This is a genomic window from Trichocoleus sp. DQ-U1 (assembly GCF_039961925.1).
In the GTDB taxonomy this organism is placed as follows: domain Bacteria; phylum Cyanobacteriota; class Cyanobacteriia; order Cyanobacteriales; family FACHB-T130; genus FACHB-T130.
This window is the reverse complement of record NZ_JAMPKB010000023.1, coordinates 1-17,997: the sequence shown is the minus strand read 5'-3', so window position 1 is coordinate 17,997 and position 17,997 is coordinate 1. Positions and strand designations below refer to the sequence as shown.

Sequence of the window (17,997 nt, the reverse complement as noted above, 5' to 3'; positions counted from 1 at the left end):
ATCAGTAGGGAATCGGCAAAAACCCGATGCTTTCTGAGGAAATTACGGTTGGCAAGCAGAAAATTTCTATGCTACTGGAAGAGATCCACGCTTGCGATCGCTCGTTACGGAAGGATCGCACTGAGAATAGCCCTCGCGCAGGAAGAAGAGTCATCTAACGATCTCAGGAGGCGATCGCGCTCAGTCTAGAGGTACAATCCTCTAGGTGTACTGAGGACGATAGGCAACGTGTCAGAAGAACCACAAACCTCGCCATCACTGCCACCTACGGGCGCGATTGAAAGCGTCTCTCTAACAGCTACGACAGAGAACTGGTTTGAATACCCAGTCAAGGCGCATCCTCACCATACTGACTATGCAGGGATTGTCTGGCATGGCTCCTATATTGCCTGGATGGAGGAAGCGCGGGTGGAATGCCTGCGCTCAATTGGCATCGAATTTGCAGATTTAGTCGCCTTGGGATGCGATATGCCGGTTGTGGATCTTTCGGTGCGCTACCACCGCCCTCTGCGGATGGGAATGAGTGCTGTGCTAAAGACGCGCATGGCAGATACCGAGGGCGTCCGCATCAATTGGGATTATCAGATTCAATCTCTCGATGGACAAGAGTTGTACGTCACTGCCAAAGTCACGTTAGTGGTAGTAGATCGAGAAAAGGGTAAGATTATGCGCCAGTTACCACCCACGATGAAAGATGCGTTGGCACGACTTTCAGCGGTTTAATCTAAATTTGGTAGGCTTTCCTACCTAATGCTCCCTAAAATGTTAAGTCAATAGTTTTGATTGCAGGTAAAACCTTAATTGTGAAGTTATTTGTCTACCACACGCCCGAACTGACTCCCTCCGACAGCGTACCTGAGTGTGCGATCGCCATCGATGTACTCCGCGCTACGACTACTATCGCCACCGCGCTGAATGCGGGTGCTGAGGCTGTCCAAGTCTTTAGCGATATGGGAACCTTGATGCAAGTCAGCGAACAGTGGCAAGCCGATCTCCGGTTGCGCGCCGGTGAACGAGGCGGTGCTAAAGTGTCTGGCTGCGATTTGGGCAATTCTCCCCTGGATTGTACGCCAGAGCGCGTACAGGGACGACGATTATTTATCAGTACTACGAATGGCACTCGCGCCCTAACGCGAGTACAGAAGGCTCCAGTGGTTCTGGCAGCAGCGTTAGTGAATCGTCAAGCGGTGGTAGAATACGTTCTCAGCAAGCAGCCAGAGACGGTTTGGCTGCTGGGATCGGGTTGGGAAGGTAGTTTTTCTCTGGAGGATACGGTGTGTGCAGGTGCGATCGCTCATTCTTTGCAAGAGAAAGGTTCGCTAGAAATAGGTAACGATGAAGGATGTGCCGCGATCGCTCTTTACCAGCAGTGGCAAAATAATTTACTAGAGTTGTTCCACCACGCTAGTCATGGTCAACGGCTGTTACGCCTCGATTGTCAAGAAGACCTGAAATATTGCTCCCAAACCGATATTTTAGATGTGCTGCCGATTCAACGAGACATTGGAGTGTTGGTTAAGAATATCTAAGCACGCCTTATTACTTTTCTCCGTCTTTAGAATGCAGTTTACTGAGCGACTACGAACGGGAATGTATTACTTATAAAGTCATGAAGCATCTAACTGGGTGGATTTGCGATCGCTCGATTAGATGCATCACTATCTTTAGAATTCAGCAGTCGTTTGATTTCATTCAAAATGATGTCTAACCCTGCATCTTTCGCTAAAAAAGCATCGGCTTCCGGACAGATTTCTCTGCCAAACTCTAACTCATTAGCACTAATAAAGCCGGTTGCTAAAACTAATAAGGGAGGATTTACAAAATCATTTTTGATATGATTGATGATCTCGCAACCATCCATGCCTCTCTCATACGGAGCGGGGGGAATAGAAAAATCTATAATCAGTAAATCGTAACTTTCTATTTCTTGTAAAAACGTAAAGACTGTTTTATAAATATGAACTTCAAAATCTTTTCGTAAAAATCGCTCGATAATCAAACACCAATTTTCATCATCATCCAATACACCTATCTTGTACATGGATTTTGATCCCTCTCTAATCAATAGCTGGGCGAAGCCCAAACCTAAAATGTATTCGCTCAGCTCAAAGCAATCTACTCTCAACGAAACTCATTCTTTATTCTCTATGATAGTTGGGACATCAACTCAATTAAATAAACGGGGTGGGCATGAGTTGGGCAATCATTTCTTTCAACAAGGCTACGCCATCAGAGTAGGGGAAGAACAACTTTGCTCCCCTACTGTCAGTGGCAATTAGCAATGGGTTGAGCCTAAATTGAAAAGTAAAAACCCAACAAGCGTTCCATCACACAAGCCGCAATCCGCTCGGCGGCTCCCGCTTCTCCCATGCGGCGGCGTCCATTTTCAGCAATCAGTTGCAGCCGATCGGGGTCGCGTAATAAATATTGCACAACCCCGGCGACTTTAGCGGGTTGTTCTACCAAAATCAGGGAGGGTCCTAGCAGGCGAGATTGAGCTTCGGCAAAGGCGCTCGTAAACTGAGGACCTTCTCCGGGGATCGCGATCGCGGGTTTCCCCAATCCGACAAACTGCTCCGTTGCCGTACCAGCCATTGCGATCGCTAAATCTGCTTGATTTAAGCAATCGTTATAAGCGTGCTGAGTCAGAATCAGAGTGCCATTTTCTTTCGTAAAAGTTAGTGCTTCTGGGTCAGAAATCGGTGAGGGAGAGAATTTCTCATTTGCCCCCAGTGCATTAGATTGTCGCCAACCGTGAGCTTCAAGGGTTTGGCACAAAGGGTCTAAATTTAACCCAAGTGCGATCGCGCCCAGGAATAGGACGGGTCGAGGTGCAAACCCCTGCATTAACCCCACACAAGCTTGCATAATTTGCTGCCAATTGGCATAAGCTTCGGGAGGTCTAGAACCGGGGAGAAGAGCCACAATTAGCGATCGCCTCATCTCTTCCTGTTCAGCATTTGACGAATAAAATATTGCCCTGGATCTCGGCGGTTCCAGACCGTCCATCATCGGGTTCCCTAAATCAAACGCCGGGATAGACCACTTTTGTAACATCTGAGTTGTCAGCCCATCTCTGGGAAACACCGCCTTACAACGCCGCTGACTCATCAGCCAACGTTCCCAAGGCAGGTAAACAGACCCAGACCAACCTTCCCAGCGCCCTCTTTGGTCGCGCCGTGGCAATGGCCCCGCTTCATCTCGCAAATAATATTCCGATTTAGCCGTACCCACAAAAGCATAGGGAACGCCGCTTAACCAGCCAAATAGTAGCGGGACAATATCTCCCACCGCCAGGATTACGCCTCTGCTTCGCTCCTTGGTTCTGCCTGGGGACGCCCACTTCCGGATCGCGCGGTGCTGGGCGAGGATGAGCTGTAGTAAACCGCCCTGTACATCTCGCACCAGTTGACGCCCATCCATATAGATAAAGCCACCGGAGGGCATCGTTTGCACGTGACCAATGATAGGGATATCTAACTCAGCGTAAGCTCGCCCATCACCCACCAATGGCAAGGCTGCTAGTTCCAAAGAATGAGACTGTTGCTGAAGTTCTTGCAAAATCCGGACGGCAATAATGTCCTCCCCATGACCATTGCTGAGGCACAGTACCCTCATCCCAGACCTCCACAGATTTTAGATTTTCGATTGTTTCTCCATTGCCAATCCAAAATCCAACCTTCCTGACTCCAGAGAAGCCAGGGAAAAATTTCCAAATTCAAAATCGACGAATGGAACCAGACGGCAATAGCGAGTGTCAAATTTAACAAAACCTCGTAAGCGATAAGCAATTAGCGATTTTACACTAGCTACCGTCTTATACCATTTCGCTGGATATCTGTATGCAATCTCCTTCTCCTCCTCTCTCTCCCTGGTTTTCTATAATGCGCGTTCCTTCTTTGGCTATTTGCACTTTAGCGGTTTTGGCTGCGAGCGATCTCAGTTCTCTGGCTAGCGCCAGTACAACTTCTTCCTCTCCAACCCAGACACCAAACGCTGAAGAAGTTGTCGTTGTCCCGGTCACTTCCGATGTGCCTTCCTCAACAGCCGCAACTCAAAAAATAGCAGATGCTCAGGTCGTTGTCCCGGTTAATTCGGGTACGCGCCAGCCATCCGCGCCAGCTCAACAACCCGTCAATAGCCAAGTGGTTGTTCCAGTTAATTCTGCCACCACCCGCCCCGCGAGAGCCATTGCGGCACCGGAAACCCGGACACTGCCTCAATTTACTCAGACGACTCGCGTTCCCCAAAAAGCGCCTGCTAGCTCTATCAATTCACCAGACTTGGTCGTGACCGCGACAGGTATTGAGGTAGCGGGAGCGACACCAGAGTTGCAGCAAATTGTCCGTCAAACGATTAAAACTCGTCCGGGTGGAGATACCAGTCAAAGCCAGCTGCAAAAGGATGTAACGGCGATTTTAGCGACCGGACTATTTACTGATGCCAACGTAAACAGTTATACCGAGCCAAATGGACTGAGAACAGTCTTCGAGGTGAAACCCTTGGTGGTGCGATCGCTCAAACTTTCCGGTGCCCAAGCCCTGACTCCAGCGGTTGCCAACGATATTTTTAAATCCCAACTGGGGGCAAAAATTAGCCCCAATGCCCTCAACCAAAGTGCCGAACAAATTAACCAGTGGTACAAGCAAAATGGTTATGTGGCAGCACAAGTGCTAGCCGTGCAACCCAGCCGCGATGGGGTAGTCACCATTGAAGTCGCTGAGGGTATCGTTGGGAATGTGAAAATCCGCTTTTTAGACAGCGAGGGCAAGCCAACCAAAGGACGCACCCAAGAAAATTTCGTCCGTCAGGAGTTAAAACTGAAGCCGGGTCAACCCTTCCGGGTCGATGCGGCACGGACAGACTTGCAACGGCTGTATCAGTTAGGGCTGTTTGACAACGCGGATGTTTCCCTCACTGGCGATTCTCGAAAAGTTGACGTGAGCTACGACCTTACCGAACGCACTTCCCGCGCCGTCAACGTTGGGGGTGGTTACAGCGAGAACAGTGGCATCTTCGGCAGCATTAATTATAAAGACCAGAATTTTGGGGGCATTAACCAGCAGGTAGGTTTGAATGTCCAAGCAAGCCGGAGCGACTTACAGTTTAATGGGAATATTACCAGTCCCTATCGCGCCAGCAATCCAGACCGCCCTGGATATAGTATCGAGGCATCTCGACAGCGGCAACTTTCCGAAACCTTCAATGAAGATGTCAAGTTGCCGAATGGGGACAAAGTTCGGGAAGGGCAGTTTGGCGGCGGCGTCACCTTCACGAAACCTGTAGGCGATGTGCAGGCATCGGTAGGCGTGAACTACACCCGCACCAGCATCCGCGATAGCAAAGGCAATCTCTCACCCGTAGATGAATTAGGAAATCGCCTTTCCTATAGCCAAAACGGTATCGACGACAAAGTTTCCGTGTCTGCTGGGATCGCACAAGACAAACGAGACAATCCAATTAACCCAACCAAAGGGTCGGTCGTCAGCCTCAGTACAGAACAATCGATCCCGGTTGGGAACGGCAGTATCTTGATGAACCGGGTTAAGGCAAACTACAGCCAGTACATACCCTTTAATTTAACCAACGGTGCAACTCCAGATGTATTAGCCTTCAACGTGCAGGGAGGCACAACCATCGGCAATCTCCCGCCCTATGAAGCCTTTAATCTAGGTGGCATCAATTCTGTACGGGGCTACGGAAGTGGTGATGTTGCCAGCGGTCGCAGCTATGTGTTAGCCTCTGCCGAGTATCGCTTCCCAGTTTTTAAGCCGGTAGGTGGCGTTTTATTCGCTGACTTTGGCTCCGACTTAGGCTCTGGCGATACGGTGCCGGGAGAACCTGGAACTGTCCGTGGCAAACAAGGAACTGGCTTTGGCTACGGAGCTGGTGTGCGCGTCCAATCCCCGATTGGCTTGCTCAGGGCTGACTTTGGTATCAACGACCACGGTGAAAGCCGACTCCAATTCGGGATCGGTCAAAGGTTCTAACATCGGAAGGAAGAGAAATTTAAAACGAGTTCAAATTAGCTCATCCTTCATTCTTGGTGATTGCATGGACACGCTAGTTGGCAAAACTTTGCAGGGTGGCAAATACACTCTCGATCGAGAACTGGGACGGGGTGGCTTTGGCGTTACCTTTCAAGCCACCCACCACTACTTGGGGCAACCTGTAGTCATTAAAACGCTCAACGATTCCCTCTGTCGGCATCCTGACTTTGCCAGATTTGGGCGTCAGTTTCAGGATGAAGCAAGACGTTTAGCGTTGTGCGTCCATCCCAATATCGTTCGGGTTAATGATTTCTTTTTGGAAGCTGGGTTGCCCTACCTGGTAATGGACTATATTGCAGGTAATACTTTGCAAGAGGTCGTGTTTCCAGACAAGCCTCTGCCAGAGTCAGCTGCTATCCACTTCATGCAGCAGATTGGGGCAGCAGTTAAAGTGGTGCATCGAAATAATCTGCTGCATCGGGATATCAAGCCCCAGAACATCATTCTGCGCCAAGGAACTCAAGAGGTGGTGCTGATTGACTTCGGGATTTCGCGGGAGTTTACGCCAGACTCAACCCAAACTCATACAAGTATTGTTTCTGAAGGGTATGCTCCCATTGAGCAGTACCTACCCCAAGCAAAGCGTACCCCAGCGACGGATGTTTATGGGTTAGCCTCCACACTTTACGCGCTGTTAACGGCAACAGTACCAACACCTGCGGTACTGAGAGACAGGCAACCGATGCCAGCACCCCGCGATTTAAAACACTACCTAAGTCCGGCGGTAAATCAGGCGGTAATGCGTGGGATGGCTGTGGATGCTCAATATCGACCTGGCAGTGTAGATGAGTGGCTGTCTCTGTTGCCGGATCTTCAGTTTGCAGGTTCCACTGCCGAAACAATGCCGCCAACTCATACAGGGGCAACTATCCCAGTTATCTCCCCATCACCGTCTAGAGGCGAAGCTTTGGCGGGAAAAAATTCGGGTTCAAGAAATGGGGGCGCGATCGCTTCGCCCGTACCAGAAGAGAGAAACCATCAATCCAGTTCTTCCTTCTTCCGAAATCCCCGCAGTCTTTTCATTGCTACAGGAATCGCGATCGCATCCGGTTTAGCGATCGCGTTGAGTTCTGTCTGGCGTCAGCCTCAACCGCCCGACGCTTCCCCTGTTGCCCAACCGGAATCCCAGCCGCAAAATCAGCCACAAGAGGCACAAACTGTCACTCCCGAATCCGTAGAGAAAGTTAATATCACCCCTACTGAGTCTGAACGGCAACCCGTTGAAGTTCAAAAATCCTTCCGTAGAAAATCTCAGCAGCGGGTTAAGCGCGATGTTCCGGATGTTCCTGCAAACACTTCATCGAAATCCCCGAACTCAAACAAGCCGCAATCTAATCGTGAAACGAACAAGAACGCCGGACAGGCAGAAATAGAACGCAGGGAGCAAAAACAGCCGGTTCCTACATCCGAACAAACTCCGCCACCGGCTGCTAACAATCCACAACCTTCTCCCGCTTCGGAACAGCCGCCACCATCCCCGGTTGCCAATCCGCAGCCTCCCGCCGCTTCGGAAGTGACGCCGCCATTCCCTCGCAGCGATCGCAAGCCAACTAATCCTGCACCCTCATCTGCACCAGAGACTTCCGCACCGCCAGGTTCAGTTGTCGTGCCAGTTGTTAAACCAGAAACTCAATCCCAACCGGAATCGGAAAAGAAGTCTAAGCCGGACAAGCCAGAAAAACCGGACAAGCCGGAGAAATCGGACAAACAGAAGGATAATTAGCGACTGCTTGTATCGACGTTTGCACAATTGGCAGCGATCGCTTTTCCCTCTATATTTGGGATGCCAACCACCGATTAAACCGAACTGAATCGTTCGGCTATTACTCCCGAAAACTGTCTCTGGAAACCTTGTTAAATTCAGTCATTCCTTCAACAAATAACTATAATAGAATATGTGAGACAGGGGGCCTTAATGGTTTCGACAGGTTGGCGAACGCTGCCCCGTGATTCAGGTCGAGAGTGAGTCTTCTCTCGTTAATACTGGACTCAAAAAAAAGTAACTGCGAAAAACAACATCGTAGCATTCGCTCGTCAGGCAGCTGTCGTTGCCTAAAAACCTCATCTTAGGTTTCTGAGCGTCTGTAGTCTGACTCCGTTAAGGGCTACAGAACAACCCCAACGGATGCGATAGCAAGTCGTCTCTGGTAGATTTGCTAGCTAAGACCTCATCAGAGAATCCTGTCATCCGGGATAATGGATGGTTCCCGCCTTGAGGGTTAGATAGGCTAAACCTGTGAATGAGCGATAGGTTAATACCCAATTTGGACACGGGTTCGATTCCCGTAGGCTCCACTTCTAATTACTTTTTCAAACCACCTTCTACCCAAAAGTACAAGGTGGTTTTTGCTTTTAATAAGTTTAGTTTTAATTATTTTAAGTTAATCGTTTAGAGTCAACTTTCCTGGAAAGCAGACCTAATAACACTTTTGCGTGTCGGTGTCCATTCTTCGACGGAAATCTCAATAGACTTTGACTTGACACTTTGTTATATATTGCTTAATCTATCATTAACTTATTCTTAATCATTTTGACGCGGGACTTTTACCAAAACACGAGCGTAACCTCGTGTCATTTGTGCTGGATATCGCGCTCGCTAGCCGAGAAATCCCGTACACTTCCTGCTTTTTAATCGCCCATTATCACTCAAATAGCACTTTAAAAATTCGGGAAATTTTTCAATTCTCCGTTTCACCAAGCTTAAATTTTTTAAGAGAGGTTTCAAAATGCAGTTTTTCATCTCTCCAAAGAAAGCTAGGAAATTTCTGATTTTCGCAGTCATAGGGTTCATCTTTGCCAGCCTTGCCAGTCAGTTAACAAGGCACTTCTTATACCAGCAAGGTTATAAGCTCTTATGGTTAAATAAAGTAGTAGAGTTATTCAACGTCGATCGCGAGAAAAATTTTCCAGCCTTGTTTTCAGCATCGCTGTTATTACTTTGTGCAATTTTGCTAGCGGTTATTACCTACGCGAAGAAAACTGAAAGCGATCGCTATACCTTCCACTGGGGCGTTCTGTCGGTTCTTTTTCTCTTTCTATCAGCAGACGAATGGCTAAGTTTCCATGAAAAGACGATCGAGCCACTTCGAGATACATTCAAAGCTACCGGATTTTTATACTATACTTGGGTAATTTTCGGTATTGCTTTTGTATTTCTTACCTTAATATTCTTCTTAAAATTTCTCGTCCATCTTCCCGCAAAGATACGGCGTTTATTTCTGATTGCCGGAACTTTCTTTGTTGGAGGGTCGATTGGCATGGAGTTAGTGAGTGGATTTTACGTATATCACTATGGTCGTTTAATTTGGGGAGCCACTTCAACCAAGCAGACAATACAGGCGATTGGATATATGCTGATGTCAAGCTTGGAAGAGTGCTTGGAGATGGTCGGTGTTGTTCTCTTTATCTATGCAGTGATGTCTTACATGAGTTCCTATGTCAAAGAAGTGCAAATCCGCATTGAGGAGGAAACACCGACGGTTCCCTTAATGAAGTACCCAGAAAAAGTTTAAATCTCAATTTACCCAGCTTTTGATTCTGGTGCCGACTCAGCCTCTAAAGAGGCTAGTTTCGCCTTGCTGTGATGCCGCATAGATTCTCCCACCGTAACGTTTAACTGATCGCCAATCAGCAGTACTAGAGAACTCATATACAGCCATAGCATTAAAACAATAACGGCACCTACTGCACCATAGGCTTTGTTGTAATTACCAAAGTTAGAGACGTAAAGCCGAAACAAAGCTGATATAATCGCCCAGGATACAGCCGCTACCATTGCTCCTGGCATAATCGGGGTTCCAGCAACCCAGCGGCTAGGACCATAGCGATAGATAAAAGCAAAGGCTGAGGCGACAATGCCTAATGCCAAAGGCCAGCTAAAAAGCCGCCAAATACTTAACAATTCCAATAATCCACTTTGGCTGATTAATAGCTTCACAATCAGGTCGCTAATAAATACTAAAAAGGAAGCAATAATCAGCAGGACAATGGTACCAATTGTTAGAGCGATAGAAATTAATTTGGCTTTCCAAAAGGGTCGGGTTTGTTCTAGCGGAATCTGATGGATTTGATCGAGAGCGGTCATGGCGGCACTCAGCGCCCCAGAAGACGCCCAAATAGCTGCAACAAAACTGAGGGAAAACAGCCCTTGATTTTGCGATTGACTGATTTCGCGGGCAAAACCTTCAATAAGGAAAAGAGCTTCTTGAGGAGCAATTTCACTCAATTGCTTAGCTAACCCTTCAAAAGTGTCTGATGAGGATTGAAACAGGCCAATTGCGGTCAAGATTGCCAAAATGGCTGGAAACAAAGCTAACATGGCGTTGTAGGCCATTTCTGCCGAAAGTCCTGTTAACCGCCGTTGGGCTACGCGCTGGAAGGTTTTCTTTAAAGTCGCCCAGCTGAGATGTCGAAAGAAACGGAAAAAACGGATTGAGGAGCCTCTAAGAGCAGCATAGGCTAAGAACGAGCGCATTATTGTTTGATTCCGTATACAACGTTTTCTATACTGTGCCAAATCAACTACTAAGGTTACAGGGGTTTTGTACAACTATCGATAGTGTGTATGACAAATCGGCAAATTTTGTTAAAAATTGATCGTTGTAACCGATGAGGAGTCGTTATTAATGGCCCACGAGGTAGCGCAGTGGTTGGCTGAAATTAAGACCCTGAAACAGCAGCTAGCAGAGTTAGAGCGCGATCGCGATGCGGCTTTGGAAAGTGCGGCAAACTGGCGTCAACTGTATAACACAGAAGCGCAGCAACGCCGAACTGAGGCAAAGCTAGCTCAACAACAGATTGAAAAGCTCAAAAGTCAACTACGGCAACTCCAGAGTTCACCACAACCCACAGAGGACGATCCGGGTGCTATGGAGGCAATTCGTGCAGAAGTAGAACAACTAGAAAATTTGGAGGAGTTAAAAGCGAAACTAACCGAGGCGATGGTTGAGCGCGATCGCCTTACCCAGGCTTTAAAATCTGAGCAGACCAATCATGCACAAACCCGCAGAAGTTTAACGACTGCGATTGGGGATACCCTCGATCGACTTAGTCGGGAGCGCATAACCCGCCAACCAGCGGCATCAGGCCAATCAGCTCCGCGCGGTCAGTGGGTAGGAGTAAGCACTCAAGCTAGCAAAAACAATAAACAAACCCCTCCGTCTTCACAAGAAGAGGAGGGGCGCAATCCCGGCTCAAAAGCTTAAAAGGTGTAAAGTTCCCTCCTTAACCACCGCAATAAGGAAGGTTTGGAGGGAGCGCACACTTCAGAAATAATCTAATGAAACTGAGCCTAACTGCTCAAAATCCCATCACCTGCGCCACGGTCGCTAAATCTGGCTCAATTCCCTGTTTAAACGAATTTTCGCTATGTTTAATTGCCGTATCTGGGTCTTTTAAACCATTCCCAGTCAGGACGCACACTACGGTAGCGCCTGCGGGAACTTGATCTTTTACTTTCAGAAGTCCAGCAACGGAAGCCGCACTAGCAGGTTCGCAGAAAATACCTTCTTCGGATGCCAAGAGACGATAGGCTTCTAAAATTTCGGCATCTGTCACTGCGTTGAACTGACCCATGCTGGCTTGTTGAGTAGCGATCGCCCGTTCCCAGTTAGCAGGATTACCGATGCGAATAGCGGTTGCCAGGGTTTCTGGATTCGGCACTGCCTGACCTGTAACCAGGGGAGATGCGCCAGACGCTTGGAATCCCATCATTCGGGGCAAGCGATCGCATTTCCCTTCCTGATGATATTGACAAAATCCCATCCAGTATGCAGTTATATTTCCGGCATTCCCTACGGGGATGCACAGCCAATCGGGAGCATTTCCTAACGCTTCTACCACTTCAAAAGCAGCAGTTTTTTGTCCTTCTAAGCGATAGGGATTTACCGAGTTCACCAGCGTGACGGGGTAATTTTCTGCCATCTCCCGTACAATTTCAAGCGCCCGGTCAAAATTTCCTTTAATTGCCAAAACTTCCGCCCCATACAGCAACGCCTGAGCTAACTTGCCTAGCGCCACGTAACCATCGGGAATCAATACAAACGCTCGCATTCCGCCCCGACGGGCATAGGCAGCAGCAGCGGCTGAAGTGTTGCCGGTACTGGCGCAAATGACGGCTTTGGCACCAGCTTCCTTTGCCTTAGAAATTGCCATCGTCATCCCCCGGTCTTTAAAGCTACCAGTGGGATTGAGACCGTCATACTTCACCAACACGCGCACCTGTTTACCCACAATCTGAGAGATCGCGGGAACCGGGATCAATGGAGTATTGCCCTCCAGCAGTGTTACGACTGGCGTTGTGTCCGTCACCGGCAGATATTGCCGATATGCCTCAATCAGTCCAGGCCAGGACTGCCGTCCAACAGGGTTACTTAGGGCAGGAGAATTCGCAGCAGATACAGTTAAAGCCACAGGAGTCAGAGAGGGGAAAGGGATTGCCGAAGTGGGTTCGCTCCAGAGTTTGTCTATAAAAAACCGACCCTTGAACTAAACCCACTCTTCTCAAAATGGAGAGGGGAGACGGGGAGAAGTTCACCCCTGTCATTTATTCTCTCTCCTTCAACAGAAGCTAGAAGAAATTTTCGTTTTCTACGCTACTTTAATTGCGGATTTCTTCAGGCTTTTGCCTTCTGACTTCTGTGTTCTCGCTTTTCACTTCTGGTTTGGGACGCTTGATCAGCTTTGGCTTAGTAGAGATTCCCCGATCGTCCATTGGTGTTTCTTGTTCGCTGGACATCCAAGAGGGACGAGTTTGGTCGTACACCATTTGCAGTGCTGCTGCCGCGATCGCGTGGGCGTCGTATTCTTCACTTAGTTGCGCCACGACAGGCAAGAACGAAGCCATGCGCTCTCCGCTCAATACTTCGCGTACTTGAGCTTGCAGTTTTTCCAGACGTCGCCCTTCGATCTCCGCCCGTGTGGGAATTTGGACGATTTTCAGGGTTTGTCGGACTTTCCGCTCAATTAGCACCAATTTCCGACGATCCATCGGTTGAATCAGGGAAATGGCTGTTCCTGCGTTACCAGCGCGACCTGTACGCCCGATCCGGTGGATGTAACTTTCCACGCTATCTGGCAGATCGTAGTTAATCACATGGCTCAGGTGGTCAACGTCTAAACCCCGCGCCGCAATATCGGTGGCGACTACCCAGCGCACTTGGTGTTGGCGGAACCTCATCAGCAGCCGTTCCCGGGCTTGTTGATTGAGGTCGCCGTGGTACTCGTCTACACTGTGACCGGCAGCTTGCAGTTGGTTGGTCAGTTCCGCGGCTGTCTTGCGTGTCCGCACAAAGATTAGGGCAGATTCGGGATCTTCCAGTTCTAAGATGGGCAGCAAGGCGCGAGATTTTGACCAGCCGCGGGGCACCATGTACACCACCTGGTTAATCCGGGAGGGAGCGGCTTTGGGCTGCTCCACAGAGACGTTCATTGGCGATCGCAAGAACTTCGCAATCAATTTTTGAATGGTCGGCGGCATTGTCGCCGAGAAAAATGCCGTCTGACGCTCGGTGGGGACTTGCTTGAGGATGGTTTCTACATCGTCAATAAAGCCCATGCTCAACATTTCATCGGCTTCATCTAATACCAGCCAGTTGACTTGATCGAGCTTAAGCTCTCCCCGGTTGAGCAAATCAATCACCCGTCCTGGGGTTCCAACTACGATCTGAACGCCCTGTCTGAGGCGCTGGATCTGCCGGTCGATAGCTTGACCGCCATATACTGTCAGCACACCCAACCGCCGCTCGTTGCTAAAGCTGCGAATTGCCAGAGCAACTTGCTGAGCTAATTCCCGCGTCGGTGTCAAAATCAGCGATTGGACTGCGGGATTTTTAATGTCGATCCGTTCCAAAATCGGCAGCGAAAAAGCCGCTGTTTTTCCGGTTCCAGTTTGGGATTGTCCCACCACATCCCGACCAGCCAACAGATGAGGAATGGCTTGGGATTGAATTTGTGTGGGCGCAGTGAAGCCTAGTTTTTCTAGTTGCTGAATGCGAGCTTCTGAAAGGCCTAGGCTTGTGAACGAAAGGGTCATAATTTGTTGTTAGTTGTTAGTGTTCGAGAATTGTGAATTGCGAAGTATGAAGTTTTTAAGTATGAAGTTTGAAGTATGAATTAATATTTGCCTTAGTTCTTCAGCCTTCATTCTTGAGTTGTCATTCTTCATGCTTCGGGCTTGGCGACATGACCATACAGGTCGTAGATGTCAGTGCTTGTAATTTCCACCGATGCTATAGAACCTAATGGGACGTCGCCTTGGACGTAGACTAATCCGTCTACCTCCGGAGAAAATCGGGCAGATCGACCGATTAATTCCCCAGTTTCTGGATGTTCTTGCTCAATCAAGACATCAACCATCTTGCCGACACAAGCTTGATTTTTTCTCAAGGAAATTGGCTGCTGAACTTCCATCAAGGCATCCCTACGGATATCCATGACTTCTTGGGGCAGTTGATTGGGCAAGGTGAAGGCAGGGGTGCCTTCTTCTGGAGAAAAAGTAAACACACCTACATGGTCAAATTCATGGCGCTGGACGAACTGTAGCAAGTGTGCAAAATGCTCTTCCGTTTCGCCAGGGAACCCGACAATGAAAGTGGTTCGCAGTACAGCATCAGGCAGAGCTGTTTTAATCCGCTCAATAATTTGGTCGTTTACCTGTCCCTGCCAAGGTCGGTTCATGGCGCGGAGAATTTCCGGGTGGGAGTGCTGTAACGGCAAATCCAAATAAGGCAATACGTTAGGAGTCTCCTGAATTGCTTCGATGACGGCTGGTGTTAAACCTGTGGGATAGGCATAGTGCATCCGAATCCACGGAATGTTAACCTTTCCCAACTCCCGTAGAAGTTCCGCCAGTTTCGGCTTCCCGTAAATATCCAGACCGTAGTTGGTAGTGATCTGGGAGATGAGAATTAACTCTTGGACTCCTTCCGAGGCTAGCTGATGGGCTTCGGCGACGATGGATTCAATGGAGCGCGATCGCTGATTTCCCCGGAGATGGGGAATAATGCAGAACGCGCAGCGGTAATCACATCCTTCCGCTACCCGCAGGTACGCGACACCTTCCGATGTCGTGCGGTAGCGAGGCGTTGTTTCATCGGCTATGTAGGTCGGCAGCTCTGAAACTTGCTTGACCCGTTCACCGCCTTCCACTCGTTGAACCACATCGACGATCTGGTGATAATCGCCGGTGCCCACCACGGCAACCGCTTCTGGCAATTCATCCAGCAGCTGCTCCTGGAAGTGCTGCGCCATGCAGCCTGTGATTACAATCTTTTTGTTCGCTTCCGCCAGTTCTACTAAGGTGCGGACAGACTCTGTCCTTGCAGCCTCAATAAAACTACATGTATTAACTATAACATATTCTGCTAATTCTTCATTACTGTCTACCTGGTACCCTGCCTGTACCAACAGACCTAACATATGTTCGGTATCAATACGGTTTTTTTCGCAGCCCAAGTGAGAAATTGCAATTGTTGGCTTATTGCCCATGCGGTTTAGATACGGCTAAAGAAATTCTGTTAGAAGCTGAAGCCAAAATATTATACCCTATTCTTGGCACAGCAGTGTACGACCCAGTGGGACGTGAGTGTCAAACTGGGAGGAGCGGGTTTGGGTATGAAGATAGGAGTTGAGTCGTTGAAGAATCTATCTTCCACTCACCAACCAGAGTAGGGAACTGGATAGTGGTATCTACCCCTGTCTCCATTCTAGATAAAATTCTAGAATGGCATCATCCAAGATGCGATTCATTTCACTGCCATTTTTGCTGCTTGGAGGAGAATAACCGACAGGTGTAGCAAGAATTCGCCGGTGTTTTCAGGTAGACAAGTGGACTTAAATCAAATCTTCAAGACACCGAATCCCATCATTGGCGTGGTTCATCTTCTGCCGCTGCCGACATCTCCCCGCTGGGGAGGTAGCCTGAAAGCGGTTATCGATCGAGCTGAGCAGGAAGCGACCGCGCTATCTGCTGGAGGCGTGAACGGCATTATTGTGGAAAATTTCTTTGACGCCCCTTTTAGTAAAAACCAGGTAGATCCAGCGGTCGTTAGTGCAATGACACTGATTATCCAGCGGCTCATGAACTTGGTGACGTTACCTGTAGGCATTAATGTATTACGCAATGATGCCCATAGCGCGATCGCAATTGCATCCTGCGTCCACGCTCAGTTTATCCGCGTCAACGTCCTTACCGGCGTCATGGCAACTGACCAAGGGCTGATTGAGGGAGAGGCGCATCAATTGCTCCGTTACCGTCGGGAATTGGGCAGTAATGTAAAAATTTTGGCAGATGTCTTAGTCAAGCACGGTCGCCCTTTAGGTTCCCCAAATCTAACCACAGCAGTGCAAGAGACGATTGAGCGGGGTTTAGCAGATGGCGTCATTTTAAGTGGCTGGGCGACGGGTAGCCCTCCGAGTCTAGAAGACTTGGAACTAGCAACCGCCGCTGCCAACGGGACGCCCGTATTTATCGGCAGTGGTGCCAACTGGGAAAATATTTCTACGCTGATGCAAGCCGCAGATGGCGTGATTGTTTCCAGCTCTCTCAAGCGCCACGGGCGGATCGAGCAGCCCATTGACCCGATTCGGGTCAGCCAATTTGTGGAAGCAACCCGACGCAGCTTTGCGACCAAAGCGGAACCCAAGCCTGTTTCTTCGGTCACTTATTAGTTGTTAGTTGCAGTTGTTAGTTGTTAGTTTTTAGTTGTTGGTTTTCTAAATTAACTCCAAAAAACTAACATCTCAAAACTTTTTACTGAGTTCTCTAACCTGCGATAATTTCGCGCTTCAGTTTTCGATTCTCACTTCTCAGCCCTCCTACCTCAGTTCTGACATGAGCCGCCGACGTTCTACTCCCTGGATTCATCGCTGGTCCCGTCTGCTGATTGCGGCGATCGCTATTTTAGGTGCCTTAGTGACGGGCTATCTAACCGTAGTCAAGCTAACAGGAGGCTCTGCTGCCTGTCCTACCAGCGGTTGCGATCAAGTCCTCTCAAGCCCCTACGCCTCCGTCTTTGGTGTTCCCTTAACTTTATTTGGCTTGCTGGCTTATGTCAGCATGGTCGCTTTCGCCCTCGCTCCGATGGTAGCCAACCCAGTTGAAAAAAAAGACCTCCATTCTCAACTGGAAAACTGGACTTGGTTGCTACTATTTGCCGGTGGCACCGCTATGACGGTTTTCAGCGGCTACTTGATGTATCTACTGGCATTTGAAATCAAAGCCGTTTGTCTCTACTGTCTTGCCTCCGCTTTCTTCTCCCTTAGCTTGTTAGTGCTGACCTTGATCGGTCGCGCTTGGGAAGACTGGGGACAACTCTTTTTTACCGGGATCGTGGTGGCAATGGTAGCCCTAGTTAGCACTCTGGGCGTCTATGCCACTGTGAAGTCACCAGTTGCTTCAGGGGGTGGCTCTGCCACCACCGGATCGCAAACATTTCCCATTACCACCGTCTCTAGCTCCGCAGAAGTTGCTTTAGCGAAACATCTTGAAGCAGCAGGAGCAAAGATGTACGGTGCTTTCTGGTGTTCTCACTGCCACGATCAAAAACAATTGTTTGGGAAAGAGGCATTCAGCCAAATAAATTATATTGAGTGTGCCGATCCCAAAGCACCACAGCAGCAGGCAGAAATCTGCCAAAAAGCAGGAATTAAAAGCTACCCCAGCTGGGAAGTCAACGGTAAATTGGTCGCTCCAGGTGTGAAATCTTTAGAGACACTGGCTGATTTAACGGGTTATACAGGACCTCGCAACTTTCAGAACTCCTTGCCGGGACTTTAAATTTGGGTGCCATAGAAAATAGCGATGTCACCCGAAACGGAAAAAAAGATATTTGCCGTAGGGCGTGTCATCAATTAGATAAGCTAGAGCAAGAGAGAGAAGAAAAGGCTGAGCAATGACACGACGGTATGCCCTGCGCGATGACCAATGGGAGCGGCTCAAAGACTTGTT

General features: G+C 48.9%; 15 protein-coding genes and 1 other RNA gene. 9 read left to right on the top strand and 7 right to left on the bottom strand.

Annotated features, from left to right (window positions below; translation table 11 throughout):
• Position 1: 1 nt before the first annotated feature.
• Positions 2–154, bottom strand: coding sequence for a hypothetical protein (locus tag NDI34_RS11910; protein ID WP_190415104.1), 153 nt, complete (start codon positions 152–154; stop codon positions 2–4).
• Positions 155–228: 74 nt separating this feature from the next.
• On the opposite strand from NDI34_RS11910, the gene NDI34_RS11905 reads away from it, so the two are divergent.
• Together NDI34_RS11905 and NDI34_RS11900 are read left to right on the top strand one after the other, a co-directional pair.
• Positions 229–723 carry a thioesterase family protein gene (locus NDI34_RS11905; protein ID WP_190415105.1) on the top strand — a complete coding sequence of 165 codons (495 nt, stop codon included), beginning with the start codon at positions 229–231 and terminating at the stop codon, positions 721–723.
• Positions 724–803: 80 nt separating this feature from the next.
• The gene (locus tag NDI34_RS11900) at positions 804–1,529 is read left to right on the top strand and encodes a 2-phosphosulfolactate phosphatase family protein (RefSeq protein ID WP_190415674.1); all 726 of its coding nucleotides are present in this window, start codon (positions 804–806) and stop codon (positions 1,527–1,529) included.
• 89 nt (positions 1,530–1,618) lie between these two features.
• On the opposite strand, the gene NDI34_RS11895 is transcribed toward NDI34_RS11900, so the two are convergent.
• Together NDI34_RS11895 and NDI34_RS11890 are read right to left on the bottom strand one after the other, a co-directional pair.
• Positions 1,619–2,023 (bottom strand): response regulator, encoded by a 405-nt coding sequence (locus NDI34_RS11895; protein WP_348232753.1) that lies wholly within the window; start codon positions 2,021–2,023, stop codon positions 1,619–1,621.
• A gap of 269 nt (positions 2,024–2,292) precedes the next feature.
• On the bottom strand, positions 2,293–3,618 hold the full coding sequence (locus NDI34_RS11890) for a lipid-A-disaccharide synthase-related protein (RefSeq protein ID WP_348232752.1): 1,326 nt from the start codon (positions 3,616–3,618) through the stop codon (positions 2,293–2,295).
• Positions 3,619–3,842: 224 nt separating this feature from the next.
• On the opposite strand from NDI34_RS11890, the gene NDI34_RS11885 reads away from it, so the two are divergent.
• From NDI34_RS11885 to NDI34_RS11870, 4 genes are all read left to right on the top strand, one after another.
• Positions 3,843–5,990 (top strand): BamA/TamA family outer membrane protein, encoded by a 2,148-nt coding sequence (locus tag NDI34_RS11885; protein ID WP_348232751.1) that lies wholly within the window; start codon positions 3,843–3,845, stop codon positions 5,988–5,990.
• Between the two features lie 64 nt (positions 5,991–6,054).
• Complete coding sequence (locus NDI34_RS11880) at positions 6,055–7,773, top strand: protein kinase (RefSeq protein ID WP_348232750.1); 1,719 nt, start codon at positions 6,055–6,057, stop codon at positions 7,771–7,773.
• A 183-nt stretch (positions 7,774–7,956) separates the two neighbouring features.
• Positions 7,957–8,348: a transfer-messenger RNA gene (gene ssrA, locus NDI34_RS11875) on the top strand.
• A 428-nt stretch (positions 8,349–8,776) separates the two neighbouring features.
• Positions 8,777–9,562, top strand: a complete 786-nt coding sequence (locus NDI34_RS11870) for a hypothetical protein (RefSeq protein ID WP_348232749.1) — start codon at positions 8,777–8,779, stop codon at positions 9,560–9,562.
• 8 nt (positions 9,563–9,570) lie between these two features.
• Here the strand turns inward: NDI34_RS11870 and NDI34_RS11865 are convergent, their stop codons facing one another.
• Positions 9,571–10,524 carry a YihY/virulence factor BrkB family protein gene (locus NDI34_RS11865; protein WP_190428667.1) on the bottom strand — a complete coding sequence of 318 codons (954 nt, stop codon included), beginning with the start codon at positions 10,522–10,524 and terminating at the stop codon, positions 9,571–9,573.
• 151 nt (positions 10,525–10,675) lie between these two features.
• On the opposite strand from NDI34_RS11865, the gene NDI34_RS11860 reads away from it, so the two are divergent.
• Positions 10,676–11,254, top strand: coding sequence for a hypothetical protein (locus NDI34_RS11860; protein ID WP_199292084.1), 579 nt, complete (start codon positions 10,676–10,678; stop codon positions 11,252–11,254).
• Between the two features lie 94 nt (positions 11,255–11,348).
• Here the strand turns inward: NDI34_RS11860 and thrC are convergent, their stop codons facing one another.
• The 3 genes from thrC to rimO all read right to left on the bottom strand — a co-directional run bounded on the left by thrC (position 11,349) and on the right by rimO (position 15,536).
• Complete coding sequence (gene thrC / locus NDI34_RS11855) at positions 11,349–12,461, bottom strand: threonine synthase (protein WP_190428669.1); 1,113 nt, start codon at positions 12,459–12,461, stop codon at positions 11,349–11,351.
• 187 nt (positions 12,462–12,648) lie between these two features.
• Positions 12,649–14,082 carry a DEAD/DEAH box helicase gene (locus NDI34_RS11850; protein ID WP_190428666.1) on the bottom strand — a complete coding sequence of 478 codons (1,434 nt, stop codon included), beginning with the start codon at positions 14,080–14,082 and terminating at the stop codon, positions 12,649–12,651.
• A gap of 128 nt (positions 14,083–14,210) precedes the next feature.
• A complete protein-coding gene (gene rimO, locus NDI34_RS11845) occupies positions 14,211–15,536 on the bottom strand; it encodes a 30S ribosomal protein S12 methylthiotransferase RimO (RefSeq protein WP_190428665.1) in 1,326 nt (441 codons plus the stop codon).
• Positions 15,537–15,875: 339 nt separating this feature from the next.
• Between rimO and btpA the strand changes: the two genes are divergently transcribed.
• Positions 15,876–16,718 carry a photosystem I biogenesis protein BtpA gene (gene btpA / locus NDI34_RS11840; RefSeq protein WP_190415113.1) on the top strand — a complete coding sequence of 281 codons (843 nt, stop codon included), beginning with the start codon at positions 15,876–15,878 and terminating at the stop codon, positions 16,716–16,718.
• Between the two features lie 163 nt (positions 16,719–16,881).
• Positions 16,882–17,826 carry a vitamin K epoxide reductase family protein gene (locus NDI34_RS11835; RefSeq protein WP_348232748.1) on the top strand — a complete coding sequence of 315 codons (945 nt, stop codon included), beginning with the start codon at positions 16,882–16,884 and terminating at the stop codon, positions 17,824–17,826.
• Positions 17,827–17,997: the final 171 nt, after the last annotated feature.